This is a genomic window from Stenotrophomonas sp. GW821-FHT02D01, from assembly GCF_059421765.1.
In genome coordinates, this window is the sequence record NZ_JBWKVP010000006.1 from 104,449 (window position 1) to 120,138 (window position 15,690).

The 15,690-nt window shown below is 66.0% G+C and carries 17 protein-coding genes; 11 read left to right on the plus strand and 6 right to left on the minus strand.

Annotation, left to right across the window (positions count from 1 at the left end):
* Nucleotides 1-6 precede the first annotated feature (6 nt).
* The 5 genes from smc to AC07UW_RS13685 form a co-directional block, all read right to left on the minus strand.
* Nucleotides 7-3,510, minus strand: a complete 3,504-nt coding sequence (gene smc / locus AC07UW_RS13665) for a chromosome segregation protein SMC (RefSeq protein WP_495212245.1) — start codon at nt 3,508-3,510, stop codon at nt 7-9.
* A 400-nt stretch (nt 3,511-3,910) separates the two neighbouring features.
* Complete coding sequence (gene rplI, locus AC07UW_RS13670) at nt 3,911-4,363, minus strand: 50S ribosomal protein L9 (protein WP_025876905.1); 453 nt, start codon at nt 4,361-4,363, stop codon at nt 3,911-3,913.
* A gap of 105 nt (nt 4,364-4,468) precedes the next feature.
* Complete coding sequence (gene rpsR, locus AC07UW_RS13675) at nt 4,469-4,699, minus strand: 30S ribosomal protein S18 (protein WP_002804494.1); 231 nt, start codon at nt 4,697-4,699, stop codon at nt 4,469-4,471.
* Between the two features lie 11 nt (nt 4,700-4,710).
* Entirely contained in the window at nt 4,711-5,148 is a 438-nt protein-coding gene (rpsF, locus tag AC07UW_RS13680) for a 30S ribosomal protein S6 (protein ID WP_025876882.1), read from the minus strand.
* A 213-nt stretch (nt 5,149-5,361) separates the two neighbouring features.
* Nucleotides 5,362-5,907, minus strand: a complete 546-nt coding sequence (locus tag AC07UW_RS13685; RefSeq protein WP_495212246.1) for a CbrC family protein — start codon at nt 5,905-5,907, stop codon at nt 5,362-5,364.
* A gap of 29 nt (nt 5,908-5,936) precedes the next feature.
* On the opposite strand from AC07UW_RS13685, the gene AC07UW_RS13690 reads away from it, so the two are divergent.
* Nucleotides 5,937-6,170: a hypothetical protein gene (locus tag AC07UW_RS13690; protein ID WP_478031079.1), complete on the plus strand. Its 234-nt coding sequence runs from the start codon at nt 5,937-5,939 to the stop codon at nt 6,168-6,170.
* 61 nt (nt 6,171-6,231) lie between these two features.
* Here the strand turns inward: AC07UW_RS13690 and AC07UW_RS13695 are convergent, their stop codons facing one another.
* Entirely contained in the window at nt 6,232-6,570 is a 339-nt protein-coding gene (locus tag AC07UW_RS13695) for a HesB/IscA family protein (RefSeq protein ID WP_033831500.1), read from the minus strand.
* 130 nt (nt 6,571-6,700) lie between these two features.
* Here AC07UW_RS13695 and asnS point away from each other — a divergent pair, with 130 nt between their 5' ends.
* The 10 genes from asnS to AC07UW_RS13745 all read left to right on the plus strand — a co-directional run bounded on the left by asnS (nt 6,701) and on the right by AC07UW_RS13745 (nt 15,638).
* A complete protein-coding gene (gene asnS / locus AC07UW_RS13700; protein WP_442251937.1) occupies nt 6,701-8,095 on the plus strand; it encodes an asparagine--tRNA ligase in 1,395 nt (464 codons plus the stop codon).
* A gap of 33 nt (nt 8,096-8,128) precedes the next feature.
* Entirely contained in the window at nt 8,129-8,428 is a 300-nt protein-coding gene (locus AC07UW_RS13705; RefSeq protein WP_006376524.1) for a hypothetical protein, read from the plus strand.
* A gap of 7 nt (nt 8,429-8,435) precedes the next feature.
* Nucleotides 8,436-8,750, plus strand: a complete 315-nt coding sequence (locus tag AC07UW_RS13710; RefSeq protein ID WP_025876872.1) for a hypothetical protein — start codon at nt 8,436-8,438, stop codon at nt 8,748-8,750.
* A 9-nt stretch (nt 8,751-8,759) separates the two neighbouring features.
* The gene (locus AC07UW_RS13715; protein ID WP_313248666.1) at nt 8,760-9,398 is read left to right on the plus strand and encodes an FMN-binding negative transcriptional regulator; all 639 of its coding nucleotides are present in this window, start codon (nt 8,760-8,762) and stop codon (nt 9,396-9,398) included.
* 73 nt (nt 9,399-9,471) lie between these two features.
* The gene (can, locus tag AC07UW_RS13720) at nt 9,472-10,134 is read left to right on the plus strand and encodes a carbonate dehydratase (RefSeq protein ID WP_006376530.1); all 663 of its coding nucleotides are present in this window, start codon (nt 9,472-9,474) and stop codon (nt 10,132-10,134) included.
* A gap of 21 nt (nt 10,135-10,155) precedes the next feature.
* Nucleotides 10,156-10,677 carry a 3-hydroxyanthranilate 3,4-dioxygenase gene (locus AC07UW_RS13725; RefSeq protein ID WP_025876865.1) on the plus strand — a complete coding sequence of 174 codons (522 nt, stop codon included), beginning with the start codon at nt 10,156-10,158 and terminating at the stop codon, nt 10,675-10,677.
* 167 nt (nt 10,678-10,844) lie between these two features.
* Complete coding sequence (kynU, locus tag AC07UW_RS13730) at nt 10,845-12,119, plus strand: kynureninase (RefSeq protein ID WP_301867386.1); 1,275 nt, start codon at nt 10,845-10,847, stop codon at nt 12,117-12,119.
* A 29-nt stretch (nt 12,120-12,148) separates the two neighbouring features.
* Nucleotides 12,149-13,516 (plus strand): FAD-dependent oxidoreductase, encoded by a 1,368-nt coding sequence (locus AC07UW_RS13735; RefSeq protein WP_033831504.1) that lies wholly within the window; start codon nt 12,149-12,151, stop codon nt 13,514-13,516.
* Entirely contained in the window at nt 13,516-14,955 is a 1,440-nt protein-coding gene (sbcB, locus tag AC07UW_RS13740; RefSeq protein ID WP_495212247.1) for an exodeoxyribonuclease I, read from the plus strand. Before AC07UW_RS13735 ends, sbcB begins: the two co-directional genes overlap by 1 nt.
* The gene (locus AC07UW_RS13745) at nt 14,952-15,638 is read left to right on the plus strand and encodes a DUF2461 domain-containing protein (protein ID WP_025876858.1); all 687 of its coding nucleotides are present in this window, start codon (nt 14,952-14,954) and stop codon (nt 15,636-15,638) included. The genes sbcB and AC07UW_RS13745 overlap by 4 nt, the downstream gene beginning before the upstream one ends.
* Nucleotides 15,639-15,690: the final 52 nt, after the last annotated feature.

The following is a 15,690-nucleotide window of genomic DNA, read 5'->3' on the forward strand; positions in this document are numbered from 1 at the left end:
GGCACGTCAGGCCGCGCCCGCCAATCGCGCGGCTTCTTCCAGGTCCACGCTGACCAGGCGGCTGACTCCCGGCTCGCGCATCGTCACGCCCGACAACTGGTGCGCCGCTTCCATCGTGGCCTTGTTGTGGCTGACGAACAGGAACTGCACCTTCTCGCTCATTTCCTTGACCATGTTGGCCAGGCGGCCGACGTTGGCTTCATCCAGCGGCGCGTCCACCTCGTCCAGCAGGCAGAACGGTGCCGGGTTGAGCTGGAAGATCGCAAACACCAGCGCCACGGCGGTCATCGCCTTTTCGCCGCCGGACAGCAGCGAGATGCTCGACACGCGCTTGCCCGGGGGACGCGCCATGATGGTCACGCCGGTATCGAGAAGGTCTTCGCCGGTCAGCTCCAGATAGGCGTGGCCGCCGCCGAACAGGCGCGGATACAGCGCCTGCACACCGGCGTTGACGCGGTCGAAGGTGTCCTTGAAGCGGCCCCGGGTTTCGCGGTCGATCTTGCGGATCGCATCTTCCAGGGTCTCCAGCGCGGTGGTCAGGTCCACGTGCTGGGCATCCAGATACTCCGAGCGCTGCGAGGCTTCGCCATACTCGTGGATCGCGGCCAGGTTGACCGGCTCCAGCCGGCGCATGCGACCGTCGATCTGGTGCACGGCCTGTTCCCAGTCGCCCAGGCGCGCCTCTTCGGGCAGCGCGTTGATCACATCCTGCAGCACGAAACCGGCCTTCTCCACTGCGCCCTGCAGGGTTTCGGCACTGAGTACCAGCGCCTGCTGGTCCAGCTTGCGCTGCGAGATACGCTCCCGCTGGGACAACGCCTGCTCGTCGCGCTGGTGGCGGGTCTGCTCGTAGTTGCGCAGTTCGGCATCGATGCCATCCAGCAGCGTGCGCGCTTCGGTCAGCACGCGATCGGCACGCACGCGCTCTTCCAGCGCGTTCTGGTGCTCGGCCTGCAGCGACTCGACCGGGGTATCGCCTTCGTCCAGCTGCGAATGCAGTTCGCCCAGGCGTGCATCAAGCTGGCCGCGCTGGGTGCTCATGCGTTCCAGCGCCTGGCTCAACGACGCCACCTGGGCGCGCTGTGATTCCAGGGTCAGGGCCAACGCGTGCGAGCGCTCGCGCACCGCACGGGCGGCGTCGCGGGCCAGATCACGCGCCTCGGTCAACTGACGGCGTTCGCCCTCCAGGCCCTGCCGGTTCGACTCCAGGTCGCCCATGCTGTTGACCGCATTCTCCAACCGCGCACGCGCTTCACGCGCCTGCTCGCGATTGATGTCCAGGGTCTCCAGCAACTGGCTGAGCTCGCCTTCGATACGGTCGATGCGCGTACGTGCCGCCTCCACCTTGCCCTGCTGGCCCTGCAGCTGGCCGGCCAGTTCGGACACCGCGCGGTGCGCCAGGTACAGCGCACGCTGCGCATCCTCGCGCTGCTGTTCGGCGGCCAACAGGTGCTCGCGGAAACCGGCCAGCTGTTCTTCCAGTTCGGCTTCGCGCGATTGCAGCTGCTCGATCTGCTCGCGCAGTTCGTTGATTTCGCGTTCGCGCAGCAGCGCGCCCTGCTTGGCGGCGCCGGAGCGCGACACGCGCACCCAGCCCTCGCCCAGGCGTTCACCGCCCTGGGTGATGATGGAATCGCCCTCGGGCAGGCTGGCCTGCAGTGCATTGGCTTCGGCAAGGTCACGCGCGCCGTGCAGGCGTGCAAGCAGGCGCCGTATCGGCGCTGGTCCACGCACGCGTGCAGCCAGCGAGGTCGGCGCGACCTTCAGGTCCGCACCGTCATTGGCAACCAGCGCGATGCGGCCTTCGCCAAGCTCACCCAACGCATCGACCAGGTTGGCCGGGTCGTCGACCAGCACGCCTTCGATCAATTGACCGAGCGCGCTTTCCACTGCGTTTTCCCAACCCGCATCAACATCCAGGCGCTCACCTACGCGCGCGGCCGAATCCAGCCCACGCGACTTCAGCCACGCCACCGCCGCGCCCTGCTCCTGGCCGAGTGCAGCCTGCTGCAGGGTTTCCAGCGAAGACAGGCGCCCGCGCAGGCCATTGACCTGCTTGCGCAGCTCGGCCAGCTCGTTCTGCCCGTTGCGCTGCTGCTCCTGCACGGCGGCGACACCGTGCTTGCGCTCCTCGACCTGCTCGGTCAGCTCATCCAGCGCGGCCTTCTGCGTATCGTGCTGCAGGTGCAGCTGCTCGAAGACTTCATCCAGTGCATCCACGTCCAGCCCGGCACGTTCGGCCGCCAGCGCTTCGCGGCGGCGATCGGCATCAAGAATCTGCTTGTCCAGGTAGTCCACGCGGGTGCGCTCGACCTCGCCGGCGCGCGAGGCTTCCGAGCTCTGCGAGGTGTGCTGCTCCCAACGCTGCTGCCAATCGGACAACCGCGCTTCGGCCTCACGCAGGCCTTCCTGCTTGATCTCGTTTTCTTCCTGCAGCGCTTCCAGCTGCGGGGTAGCCGCATCGACCGCTTCGCGCAGCACCATCAGCTTGGCCTCGTCGCCGCTGATGTGCTGGCCCAGTTCGGCCAATGCCTGGCGGGTTTCATCGCGCGCCTTGTGCAGGCGCTGCGACAGTTCGCGCTGGTGCTGGATCTGCTGTTCGAGGCGGGCCAGCGTGCTGCCCACCTGGTAGACCTCGGCCTGCGCAGCATTGAGCGCGTCGGCAGCCTCCTCACGGCGCACGCGGGAAGTCTCGATCCGCGCCTCGGCGTCGCGCTGGTCGGCAATCAGCTGCTGCAGCTTGGTTTCTTCCTGCGACAGCCCTTCGCGCAGCTTGGACAGGCGACCATCAAGGCCACGGTATTCCAGCGCCTTCCACTCCGCATCCTTGACCCGGCGTTCTTCCTGCAACGCCTGGTACTGCTCGGCCTGCTTGGCCTGCCGCTTGAGGTGCTCGAGTTGCTTGGTGATTTCCTCGCGCAGGTCGCCAAGACGGTCCAGGTTCTCGCGGGTGTGGCGGATGCGGGTCTCGGTTTCCTTGCGGCGTTCCTTGTACTTGGAGATGCCGGCGGCCTCTTCCAAGTACACGCGCAGGTCTTCCGGGCGCGCCTCGATGATCTGGCTGATCATGCCCTGCTCGATGATCGAGTAACTGCGCGGGCCCAGGCCGGTGCCAAGGAACAGGTCGGTGATGTCGCGACGGCGGCACTTGGTGCCGTTGAGGTAATAGTTGCTGCTGCCGTCACGGCTGACGGTGCGCTTGACCGAGATCTCGTTGAACGAGGCGTACTCGCCGGAGATCGTGTGGTCGGAGTTGTCGAAGATCAGCTCGACGGTGGCCTGCGAGACCGGCTTGCGGGCATTGGAACCGGAGAAGATCACGTCGGTGAGCGAGTCACCACGCAGGCGGCTGGCCGAACTTTCGCCCATGACCCAACGCACCGCATCGATGATGTTCGACTTGCCGCAGCCATTGGGGCCCACCACGCCGGTCATGTTGGTCGGCAGGTGCAGGGTGGTCGGATCGACGAAGGACTTGAAGCCGGACAGCTTGATCGTGGAAAGACGCATGGCGTGATTGGGTTCCGGGCAAGGGCCTTACGGCCGCCACCATAGTGGATGTCAGGTCAGCCAGCACCTCAAGCCCTTGATTTCAAAAGAATTCAACAAGGCCAAGGGTGACGCAATGGAATGAGTATAGCGGGGCCAATGTTCCACGGGCGGGATGACCGTGGGAGGAGACTCAGCGCTCACGCCCGCTCGTGCTTCCCGGCTCTGCCGGAGGCCGCCCCGTAAACCGACCCGGGTCCGGAAAATGAGACCAACGCATTGATCTTCATGGATTCATCCAGGATCTATCGGCACGGGCGCGGCAGGCCAAGCACCGGCCCGGCCGGACGGGCCGCCCCAAAACAAAACGGGCACCCTTGCGGGCGCCCGTTCTGGTGATACCAGGCCTTGCGGCGTGGGATCAGGCCTTTTCGGCTTCAACCACGACCTTGACGGTGGTCTCGACGTCCGCGTGCAGGTGCACCAGGACTTCGTACTCGCCAATGTTGCGGAAGGCGCCTTCGCCCAGGATGACTTCGCTCTTGCTCAGCGCCAGGCCGGCAGCGGTGAAGGCATCGGCGATTTCGCGCGCGCCGACCGAGCCGTACAGCTTGCCTTCGGTCGAAGCGTTGGCGGCGACGGTCACGCTCGCGCCTTCCAGCTTGGCCTTGCGGGCTTCGGCTTCAGCGTGGATGGACTGGGCCTTGGCTTCGTAATCAGCGCGCTTGGCTTCGAACTCGGCCTTGTTGCTCTCGGTGGCCGGAACGGCCTTGCCCTGCGGCACGAGGAAGTTACGGCCGTAGCCCGGCTTCACGTCGACCAGGTCGCCCAGGTTGCCGAGGTTGGTGACTTTCTGCAGGAGGATCAGCTGCATGGTATTGCTCCAGATAAGTTATTCGTTAGCGAGGCGCGGGCCCCGCAACAAAGGCTGTCCGAATAGCTGGCACAGCGGGGGCAGCGCGAAGCTGCCCCGCCGGCATCAGACGTCGTGGTTGTCGGTGTACGGAATCAGGGCCAGGAAGCGAGCGCGCTTGACGGCGGTCGCCAGCTGACGCTGGTACTTCGACTTGGTACCGGTGACGCGGCTCGGCACGATCTTGCCGTTCTCGGTCAGGTACTGGCGCAGGGTGTTGAGATCCTTGTAGTCGATCTCCTTGACACCTTCGGCCGTGAACTTGCAGAACTTGCGGCGACGGAAGAACTTGGACATGTCAGTGCTCCTTAGGCGGCCGAAGCGGCGTCGTCGCCGGCATCGTTGTCAGCGGCGGGGGTGGTTTCGCCTTCTTCGTCATCACGACGACGACGCTCACCACGCTCGGGCTTGTCGCCCTTCTCGTCCTTGCTCTTCATGATCAGCGACTGCTCGGTGTCAGCCTCGTCACGCTTGATGACCAGGTTGCGCAGGACGGCGTCGTTGAAGCGGAAGCTTTCGGTCAGCTCGGTCAGCACGGCCTGGTCGACTTCGATGTTCAGCAGCACGTAGTGCGCCTTCACCAGGTTCTGGATCGGGTACGCCAGCTGGCGGCGGCCCCAGTCTTCCAGACGGTGGATGGTGCCGTTGCCGTTCTCGACCAGCGACTTGTAGCGCTCGATCATGGCCGGGACCTGCTCGCTCTGGTCCGGGTGGACCATGAACACGATTTCGTAATGACGACTCATGTTTTTCTACCTTTCGGATGTGGCCTTGCGGCCGGACAGCCCCCCGCCGTTGATACCGCGGTGGGGCAAGGGATCCTGCCAGGGAGGCAGGAAGCCGCGCATTATGGCGCAGATTGGGGGGCGTGAACAAGGCACGGACCTTCAGGGTCCACCGAGGGTCCGCAGGAAGCGCCCCGAAATCCAAAACATTCCCTTAAAATTCAATTACCTGAACTACCCCAGATCCACATGCAGGCGGTGCTGGCCGCATTGCAGGCACTGGAACAGGCACCCCACCAACATCCCCTCACGAGTCAGGTGCTGCAGCACCCAGCCAGCATCACGCGGGTTGACCGCTTCCACGTCGGGCCGGACCTCGTCCAGGATCGGCGCCAGGTCATCACGGCCGGCATAGCCCAGGAAGGCACAAGGAGTATTGCAGTGGGTCAGCCAGACCGGCTGCTGCCAGGAGAAGTAACCCGGGGTACGCTCGCAGATCTCCAGCAACTGCTCGCGGGGAATGGTCGGCGGCGGATCGGCCGGGTCCGGCGACACGCCCTCGATGTCGCTCCAGCCGATGAAATCGCCCTGGAAACGCTCAACCGCCCGGCCATCGGCGATGCACCAGGGGCACAGGTAGTCCGGCGCATCGCCGGCACAATGGAAGCTGCACAGGTAGCGCAGCGTTCGCGGCTCGCCACAGCAATCGCAGACACCCGCCACCTCCTCGAAGGAGATCGCGTAGGCGTTGGGAGAATAAGCAAAAACCGGTCGTTCCATCCGTGGATCCTCTGCGCTAACGTCCAGCCATGGACCGCCTCACACGAATCCGACGCTGGATCAACCGCGACGATGGACGCCTGTTCCGTGTGGGCAACGGCCCGATCAGCGGCGCTACGGCCCTGGGCTCTCTGAGCTTGGTGGCGGCACTGCTGATGCATCTTCTGCGCGAAGCCACAGGGTTGCCAGGTAGCTATGCGGCGGCCTGCCTGACGATAGCCGGCGCGTTGCTGGCCTGGGATGCCTGCCGCAACCACCGTTGACCACGGCAAGGGGCGCTCCAACGTCGGTGCCAACCAAGGTCAGCACCCACCCAAGCGGGGCTCAGGCCTTGTCGGCGTCGGTTGTGAAGCTCTCGCCGCAGCCGCACTCGGCGGTGGCATTCGGGTTGCTGAACGTGAAGGTCTCGCTCAGGCCGTGCTTGCCGAAGTCGATCACGGTGCCGTCCACCAGGGCCAGGCTCTTGGCGTCGACATAGATCTTCACCCCGTCCTGGTCGAACACGGTGTCGTCCGCGCGCTCGTCGCGGGCCAGGTCGGTGATGTGGCCCCAGCCCGAGCAGCCGGTCTTGGTCACGCCAAAACGCAGGCCCAGCGCGCCGGGGGTCTGGGCGACGAAGCGCTGCACGCGCTCGAAGGCAATAGGGGTCAGGCTGACAGCCATGGTGGATCACTCCAGAGGTACCGGGACATTATAGGGAGCCGATGACCGCAGAAATGCCTCGCAAGCAGAACGCTGCAACCGGTAAACTCCCGTGTTCATAGATCGAGTCGATCAGCAGAGGATTCAAGTCATGACGGTGGTCAGCGTTGAACATGCGCTTGCCGGGAAGATCCCGGAAGGTGGCGAAGTCACGGTACGCGGTTGGGTGCGCACGGTGCGCGGTTCAGCAAATCTGGCTTTCGTGAATGTGACCGACGGTTCCTGCTTCGCCCCGATCCAGGTCGTGGCCGGCGACGGGCTGGCCAACTTCGACGAGATCAAGCGCCTGACCACCGGCTGCTCGCTGGTGGCCACCGGCACGCTGGTGAAGTCGCAGGGCAAGGGCCAGTCGTTCGAGATCCAGGCCAGCGCGGTCGAGGTGGTCGGCTGGGTCGAAGACCCGCTCACCTACCCGATCCAGCCCAAGCCGATGACGCCGGAGTTCCTGCGTGAAGTGGCGCACCTGCGCCCGCGCACCAACCTGTTCGGCGCGGTCACCCGCATCCGCAACTGCCTGGCCCAGGCCGTGCACCGCTTCTTCCACGAGAACGGCTTCAACTGGATCAGCACCCCGATCATCACCACCTCCGACGCCGAAGGCGCCGGCCAGATGTTCCGCGTGTCCACCCTGGACATGGTGAACCTGCCGCGTGACGCCCAGGGCGGGATCGACTTCAGCCGCGACTTCTTCGGCAAGGAAACCTTCCTGACCGTGTCCGGCCAGCTGAACGTCGAGGCCTACTGCCTGGCGCTGAGCAAGGTGTACACCTTCGGCCCGACCTTCCGCGCCGAGAACAGCCACACCACCCGCCACCTGGCGGAGTTCTGGATGATCGAGCCGGAAATCGCCTTCGCCGACCTGGCCGAAGACGCACGCCTGGCCGAGGAATTCCTGAAGTACCTGTTCCGCGCGGTGCTCAACGAGCGCGGCGACGACCTGGCCTTCATCGCCGAGCGCGTGGACAAGAACGCGATCACCAAGCTGGAAGACTTCATCAACGCGCCGTTCGAACGCATCGATTACACCGATGCGGTCAGCCTGCTGCAGAAGTCCGGAAAGAAGTTCGACTTCCCGGTCGAATGGGGCCTGGACCTGCAGACCGAGCACGAGCGCTGGCTGACCGAGGAACACGTCGGTCGCCCGGTGGTGGTGACCAACTACCCCGAGCACATCAAGGCCTTCTACATGCGCCTGAACGATGACGGCAAGACCGTCGCGGCGATGGACGTGCTGGCCCCGGGCATCGGCGAGATCATCGGTGGCAGCCAGCGCGAAGAGCGCCTGGACGTGCTGGATGCACGCATGGCGCAGTTCGGCCTGGATCGCGAGCACTACAGCTGGTACCGCGATTTCCGCCGCTACGGCTCGGTACCGCACGCCGGCTTCGGCCTGGGCTTCGAGCGCCTGGTGGTGTACGTCTGCGGTCTGTCCAACATCCGCGATGCGATCCCCTACCCGCGCGCCCCGGGCAGCGCGGACTTCTAAGCCCACACGCACGACCACGGAGGTACTGCCCCCATGACCCTGTTCTTCGCCCTGTGTTTCGTCGGCGTTGCAGTGGCCGGGTTCAGTGCCTTCGTGATTTTCTGGCCGCTGACCCTGGTGCATGTGCGCGATCGCCATCCGGCGCTGGCGCAGCGCTTCGGCAGTGGCGCCTTCCTCAAGCCCGATGCGCTGGGCTGGCTGCTGCGGCGCGAATACCGCACCCAGCCGGACCGCTCGCTGTCCGGGCTGGCGACGCCCGCCTGGGTATCGCTGCTGACCCTGCTGGCCGGACTGGGCATGGCTGCCCTGCTCTGGCTGGCCTCGCTCTGGTAAGACACACATGAACGACCTTTCCCACGTCCGCGACAGCTGGTGGCTGGCCAGCCTCGGCAACACCCTGATCTGGGCGCGCCTGCGCATCCGCGAGGCCGGCACTGCCGAAGTGCTGGACAGCGATGGCAATACGCTGAGCTACGACAGCGAAGACACTGCACGCTCGCAGCTGTTCGATGCCGAGTTCGTCGAGTACGACGGCCTGGATGAAGAAGATGCGCTGGTGCGCGGCTTCTCGCTGCATGAAGTGCAGCCACCGCAGGCAGGCAGCGACGAAGGCCTGCGCGGGCGCATGGTGCAGTCGCTCGGCAGCCGCGCCTGAGGCCAACCGATGTTCGCCCCGCGCGCTTTCGCCGAGACCGACCTGCTGTGGCTGGATCGCCTGCTGGCGCGTGATCCATTCGTCACCGTGCTGACCGCCGGTGGCGATGGCCTGCCGGAACTGACCCGGCTGCCGGTGCTGTACCAGCGCAACGGCGACCACATCGAGCTGCGCGGCCACTGGGCCCGTGCCAACCCGCAGGCACGCCACAGCGGTGCGGCCAAGGTGCTGGTGGACGGGCCGCATGGCTATGTATCGGCCAGCTGGTACCCGGACAAGGAACCGATGGCACGGGTGCCCACCTGGAACTACGCCGCCGCCGAGCTGCGCGGCCAGTTGCAGCCCTTCGACGATACCGATGCCCTGGCCCAGCTGGTCAGCGATACCGGCGACCACTTCGAAGCCAGCGTCGGCCAGGACTGGCGGTTCGAACCCGAGCGTGACGACCACCGCCGCCAGCTGCGCGGCATCGTCGGCTTCCGTTTTACCGTCGAACAGGTGCAGCTGACGCTGAAGCTGAGCCAGAACCACCCCGAGGCCAACCAGCAGGCGGTGATGGCCGAACTGGAACGCCTGGACAATCCCCATTCCACCGAACTGGCGCAGTGGATGCGCCGGTATCGCGACGAAGCCGCCGCAGGCAGCTGAGCGCTCTGTTTCCCGCGACGACGCGACCAGAACGGCCGCGCCTTGCCCCCACCCGACGTCAGGGACCCCGAACATGAAAGACATCCACAAGCTGCTGCAGAACAACCGCGAATGGGCTGACCGGATCGAGAAGGAAGATCCGGACTTCTTCCATCAGCTGGCCAAGCAGCAGCATCCGGAATACCTGTGGATCGGCTGTTCCGACTCGCGCGTGCCAGCCAACCAGATCATCGGCATGGCCCCGGGTGAGGTGTTCGTGCATCGCAACGTGGCCAACGTGGTGGTGCATACCGACCTGAACTGCCTCAGCGTGATCCAGTACGCCGTGGACCAGCTGAAGGTGAAGCACATCCTGATCGTTGGCCATTACGGCTGCGGCGGCGTGCACGCCAGCCTGAACAACACGCGGGTGGGCCTGGCCGACAACTGGCTGCGCCATGTCGGTGACGTGGCACAGAAGCACGCCGCGATCATGGATGCGATCGAGGAGCCGGAGCTGAAGCATGCCCGCCTGTGCGAACTGAACGTGATCGAGCAGGTGGTCAACGCCTGCCGCTCGACGATCGTGCAGGATGCCTGGGCCCGCGGCCAGAAGCTGATGGTGCACGGCTGGGTGTACAGCCTGAAGGACGGCCGCGTGCGCGAAATGGGCATCGACGTGGGCGCACCGGAAGAACTGCAGCCGGCCTACGAGAAGGCCCTGTCCTACGTTCCGCGCCGCGGCCGGCGCGACTGACCCTCCCTTACGGACACCCCCATGCTTGCCTCCCCCATCAACCTGCTGGGCTGGATCGAGGAAAACCGGCATCTGTTGAAGCCGCCGGTCGGCAACAAGATGATCGACAACGGCGATTTCATCGTGATGGTGGTCGGCGGGCCGAACAGCCGCACCGATTTCCACTACGACGAAGGCCCGGAGTGGTTCTATCAGCTGGAAGGCGAGATGGTGCTGAAGGTGCAGGAGGATGGCGCGGTGCGCGATATCCCGATCCGTGCCGGCGAAATCTTCCTGCTGCCGGGCAAGGTGCCGCACTCACCGCGGCGCCCGCCCGGTGGCATCGGCCTGGTGGTGGAACGCAAGCGCCTGCCGCATGAACGCGACGGCGTGATCTGGCATTGCGAACGCTGCAACCACAAGCTGCACGAAGAGTACTTCACGCTGCAGAACATCGAGACCGACCTGCCGAAGGTGTTCGCGCACTACCAGGCCAGCCTGGAGCTGCGCACCTGCAGCGCGTGCGGCCACGTGGATCCGTTGCCGGCGCCAGTGGCGGCCTGACGGCGCTCCGCCCCCGGTAGATGCCCACCTTGGTGGGCGCTTGTTCGCACGTGCGCCAACCAAGGTTGGCCACTACCGGATCATGCGGCGCTGGCGCTGGGTGCGCAGCTACCGGGTGATGCCCCAGGCGCTACACTGGCAACCCCGTTGCAGCCTGTTGCCCGACCATGTCCGACCTGCTCAGCCGCACCCACGCCATTGCCCTTGATGCCGCCGATCCGCTGCGGCCGCTGCGGCAGGAATTCCTGATTCCGCGCCACGGTGGCGGTGAGCAGACCTACTTCGTCGGCAACTCGTTGGGCCTGCAGCCACGCGGCGCACAGGCTGCAGTGCAGGAAGTGATGAAGCAGTGGGGCGAACTGGCGGTGGAAGGCCACTTCACCGGGCCGACCCAATGGCTGTCGTACCACCGCCTGGTCAGCGCACAGCTGGCCCGCGTGGTCGGTGCGCTGCCCAGCGAAGTGGTGGCAATGAACACGCTGAGCGTGAACCTGCACCTGATGATGGTCAGCTTCTACCGGCCCACGGCCGAACGCCCGGTGATCCTGATGGAAGCCGGTGCGTTCCCGACCGACCGCCATGCGGTGGAGGCACAGATCCGCTTCCATGGCTTCGACCCGGCCGACTGCCTGGTGGAAGTGCAGCCGGATGAAGCCAACGGCACGATCTCGATGACCGCCGTCGAACGCGCGATCGCCGCGCACGGTCCGCGCCTGGCGCTGGTGCTGTGGCCCGGCGTGCAATACCGCAGCGGCCAGGCCTTCGACCTCGATGCGATCACCCGCGCCGCTCGCCTGCAGGGTGCGCGCATCGGCTTCGACCTGGCGCACTCGGTCGGCAACCTGCCGCTGCGCCTGCATGACATCGCGCCGGATTTTGCCGTGTGGTGCCACTACAAGTACCTCAACAGCGGCCCCGGCGCAGTGGCCGGTGCCTTCGTGCACGAGCGCCATCATCGCGACACCACGCTGCCGCGCTTTGCCGGCTGGTGGGGCCACGACGAAGCCACCCGCTTCCAGATGGCACCGCAGTTCACGCCGGCGGTCGGTGCCGAGGGATGGCAGCTGAGCAACCCGCCGATCCTCGGCCTGGCACCGCTGCGGGCATCGCTGGACCTGTTCGAACGTGCCGGCATGGAATCGCTGCGCAGCAAGTCGCTGGCACTGACCGGCATGCTCGACGCACTGGTACGCGCGCGCCTGCCGCAGGTGCTGGAGATCGTCACCCCGGCCGAGCCGGAGCGCCGCGGCTGCCAGCTGTCGCTGCGGGTGATCGGTGGCCGCGAGCGTGGACGCGCCCTGTTCGAACACCTGCGCGCCATCGGCGTGCTGGGTGACTGGCGCGAACCGGACGTCATCCGCATCTCGCCCACCCCGCTCTACAACCGCTACCTCGACGTGCACCACTTCGTCGAGGAAGTGGAAGCCTGGGCTGGCCTGTAAGCCGCCCTCCCCTACTGCTGGACAGTTCGTTGATCGCACATGCATCCCGCTCGCTGAGCATTGTCGGCGCCGGCCTGGCCGGATCCCTGCTGGCCATCCTGCTGTCACGGCAGGGCTGGCGCATCACCCTGTACGAACGCCGTGGCGATCCGCGCATCGCCGATTACGAAAGCGGCCGTTCGATCAACCTGGCCCTGGCCGAGCGCGGGCGCAACGCGTTGCGCCAGGCCGGCGTGGAAGACGAAGTGATGGCGCGGGCGGTAATGATGCGCGGGCGCATGGTGCATCCGCGCGAGGGCGAGCCGCAGCTGCAGCGTTATGGTCGCGACGACAGCGAAGTGATCTGGTCGATCCATCGCAGCGATCTGAATACCACGCTGCTGGAACTGGCCGAGCAGGCCGGCGCCACCGTGCATTTCCACCGTCGCCTGCACACCGTCGATTTCGATGCCGGCTACGCACGCTTCATCGATGATCGTGACGACAGCCCGCACGATATCCGCTTCGATACGCTGGTGGGTGCCGATGGCGCCGGCTCGGCGCTGCGCGCGGCGATGAACCGGCGCGAACCGCTGGGCGAGGACATTGCCTTCCTCGACCATTCCTACAAGGAACTGGAGATTCCGCCGAGCGACGAGGGCGGCTTCCGCATCGAGCGCAATGCCCTGCATATCTGGCCGCGTGGCCACTACATGTGCATCGCCCTGCCCAACCACGAGGGCACCTTCACCGTCACCCTGTTCCTGCCCAACGATGGCGATCCGAGCTTCGCCACGGTCACCACCGGCGCCCAGGCCGAAGCGCTGTTCGCGCGTGAGTTCGCCGATACCCTGCCGCTGATTCCCAACCTGCGTGCAGACTGGGAGCAGCATCCGCCCGGCCTGCTCGGCACCCTCACCCTGCAACGCTGGCACCAGCAGGCACGTGCCGTGCTGATCGGTGACGCAGCGCATGCGATGGTGCCGTTCCACGGCCAGGGCATGAACTGCGCGTTCGAGGACTGCGTGGCGCTGGCCCGCCATCTGATGGAGGCGGACGACCTGCAGAGTGCGTTCGCCGCATTCGAGGCCGAGCGCAAGCCGAACGCGCGTGCGATCCAGCAGATGGCGCTGGAAAACTATCTGGAGATGCGTGACAGGGTGGCCGATCCGGCCTTCCTGCTGCAACGTGAGCTGGAACAGGAACTGCAGCGGCGCTGGCCCACGCGTTTCGTCCCGCACTACACAATGGTGACGTTCCTGCACACGCCCTATGCCGAGGCACTGCGCCGGACCGACCTCCAGCGCGCGATGCTGATCGCCGCCACCGCAGGCCACGACACCCTGGACAACATCGACTGGAACGCACTGGAAGCGCAGATCCATGCGCAGCTGCCGGTGCTGGAGGGCGCGCACTGATGGCCGACAGCTTCCTGTTCTACGACCTGGAAACCTTCGGCCAGGATCCACGTCGTACCCGTATCTCCCAGTACGCGGCAATCCGTACCGACAGCGACCTCAATGAGATCGATACGCCGGTCAGCTTCTTCGTTCGCCCAGCCGATGATCTGCTGCCCTCGCCGATGGCGACGATGGTCACCGGCATCACTCCGCAGCAGGCGCTGGCTGAAGGCATCAGCGAAGCCGAGGCGTTCGATCGCATCAACGAGCAGCTCTCGCGTCCCGGTACCTGCGCACTGGGCTACAACACCCTGCGCTTCGACGACGAGTTCATCCGCTACGGCCTGTTCCGCAACTTCCACGACCCGTACGAACGCGAGTGGCGCAACGGCAACTCGCGCTGGGACCTGCTGGACATGCTGCGGCTGATGCATGCCATCCGCCCGGACGGCATCCACTGGCCCAAGCGCGAGGACGGCGCCACCTCGTTCAAGCTGGAGCATCTGGCCGAGGCCAACGGCGTGCGCGAGGGCGATGCCCACGAAGCGCTGTCGGACGTGCGCGCGACGATCGGCATGGCGCGCCTGTTCAAGCAGTCGCAGCCGCGCCTGTGGGACTACGCGCTGAAGCTGCGCGACAAGCGTTTCGTCGGCAGCCTGCTCGACATCACTGCATTGAAGCCGGTGCTGCATATCTCGATGCGCTACCCGGCCAGCCGCCTGTGCGCGGCACCGGTGTTGCCGCTGGCGGTACATCCGACCATCAACAACCGGGTGATCGTGTTCGATCTCGACGGCGACATCGATGACCTGCTGGAACTGCCCGCCGAAGTGATCGCCCAGCGCCTGTACCTGCGCGCCAGCGAACTGCCCGAAGGCGTGGCCCGGGTGCCGTTGAAGGAAGTGCACCTGAACAAGGTGCCGGCGCTGGTGGCCTGGAACCACCTGCGCGCTGATGACCACGCACGACTCGGGCTGGACGTGGCGGCGATCGAAGCCAAGGCCGAACGCCTGCGCGCGTTCGCGCCGCAGTTGGCCGAGAAGGCGCGCCAGGTCTACAACCAGCCGCGCGCGGCGAGCGTTTCCGATGTGGATGCGTCGCTGTACGACGGCTTCCTCGGCGCCGGCGACAAGCCGCTGCTGGCACTGGCACGGACCACGCCCGCCGAGCAGCTGGCCGCACTGGAAGGCCGCTTCCGCGATCCGCGCTTGCCCGAGCTGTTGTTCCGCTACCGCGCCCGTAATCATCCCGACAGCCTCGCACCGGAAGAACGCGAGCGCTGGAAAGCCTATCGCCGCCAGCGCCTGTTCGGCGAGGAAGGCATGGGCGAACTCAACCTGACCCAGTACCAGCAGCAGCTGGATGCGCTGGCGGCCGAAGCACCCGACGACGCCCGCCGCGCCGCGCTGCTGCAATCGCTTCGCGACTGGGGTCAACACCTGCAGGAGGAGCTGTGAGCACCTATTTCTCCGATGCCAGTTTCAAGTTCCTGCGCAGCCTGGCGCTGCACAACGACAAGACCTGGTTCAACGACCATCGCCAGCAGTACGAAGACCACGTGCGGCAGCCGTTCCTGCGCCTGCTGGGCGACCTGCAGCCGGCGCTGGCCGAGGTCAGCGGACACTTCCGCGCAGACACGCGTGGCGTGGGCGGCTCGCTGTTCCGCATCCACCGCGACGCGCGTTTCTCCAACGACAAATCGCCGTACAAGACCTGGCAGGGCGCGCGCCTGTTCCATGAGCGCCGCCGTGAAGTGGCCGCGCCCTCGTTCTACGTGCACCTGCAGCCGGGCGAGAGCTTCGTCGGTGCCGGGCTGTGGCATCCCGAACCGGAAACCCAGCGCCGCGTCCGCCACTTCATCCTCGACAACCCGGGCAGCTGGAAGGCGGCTGCGCACGCACCGGCGCTGCGCAGGCGTTTCGACTTCGAGGAAACCGAGAAGCTGGTGCGCCCACCGCGCGGCTTCCCGGCTGACTTCGAGTTCATTGATGACCTCAAGCACCGCAACTGGGTGATGTGGCGTTCGCTGGACGATGCCACGATGACCGGCCCGCGCCTGCTGTCCACGCTCGGCAAGGACCTCGCGGCGTTGGGCCCGTTCGTCGACTACCTGTGCGCTGCGCTCGATCTGGAGTTCTGACCGGCGCCGGTGGCATTGCTGGGATCACCCGCCGTTCACCACCGGCAGCCGT

Bases quoted from the DNA above. Each gene is read 5' to 3' on its own strand.
- AC07UW_RS13695 (WP_033831500.1), bottom strand. From the start codon at position 6,570: ATGGCTGTCAGCCTGACCCCTATTGCCTTCGAGCGCGTGCAGCGCTTC.
- AC07UW_RS13685 (WP_495212246.1), bottom strand. From the start codon at position 5,907: ATGGAACGACCGGTTTTTGCTTATTCTCCCAACGCCTACGCGATCTCC.
- can (WP_006376530.1), top strand. From the start codon at position 9,472: ATGAAAGACATCCACAAGCTGCTGCAGAACAACCGCGAATGGGCTGAC.
- AC07UW_RS13725 (WP_025876865.1), top strand. From the start codon at position 10,156: ATGCTTGCCTCCCCCATCAACCTGCTGGGCTGGATCGAGGAAAACCGG.
- kynU (WP_301867386.1), top strand. From the start codon at position 10,845: ATGTCCGACCTGCTCAGCCGCACCCACGCCATTGCCCTTGATGCCGCC.
- AC07UW_RS13710 (WP_025876872.1), top strand. From the start codon at position 8,436: ATGAACGACCTTTCCCACGTCCGCGACAGCTGGTGGCTGGCCAGCCTC.
- rplI (WP_025876905.1), bottom strand. From the start codon at position 4,363: ATGCAGCTGATCCTCCTGCAGAAAGTCACCAACCTCGGCAACCTGGGC.
- smc (WP_495212245.1), bottom strand. From the start codon at position 3,510: ATGCGTCTTTCCACGATCAAGCTGTCCGGCTTCAAGTCCTTCGTCGAT.
- AC07UW_RS13715 (WP_313248666.1), top strand. From the start codon at position 8,760: ATGTTCGCCCCGCGCGCTTTCGCCGAGACCGACCTGCTGTGGCTGGAT.
- AC07UW_RS13705 (WP_006376524.1), top strand. From the start codon at position 8,129: ATGACCCTGTTCTTCGCCCTGTGTTTCGTCGGCGTTGCAGTGGCCGGG.
- sbcB (WP_495212247.1), top strand. From the start codon at position 13,516: ATGGCCGACAGCTTCCTGTTCTACGACCTGGAAACCTTCGGCCAGGAT.
- AC07UW_RS13690 (WP_478031079.1), top strand. From the start codon at position 5,937: ATGGACCGCCTCACACGAATCCGACGCTGGATCAACCGCGACGATGGA.
- asnS (WP_442251937.1), top strand. From the start codon at position 6,701: ATGACGGTGGTCAGCGTTGAACATGCGCTTGCCGGGAAGATCCCGGAA.
- rpsR (WP_002804494.1), bottom strand. From the start codon at position 4,699: ATGTCCAAGTTCTTCCGTCGCCGCAAGTTCTGCAAGTTCACGGCCGAA.
- rpsF (WP_025876882.1), bottom strand. From the start codon at position 5,148: ATGAGTCGTCATTACGAAATCGTGTTCATGGTCCACCCGGACCAGAGC.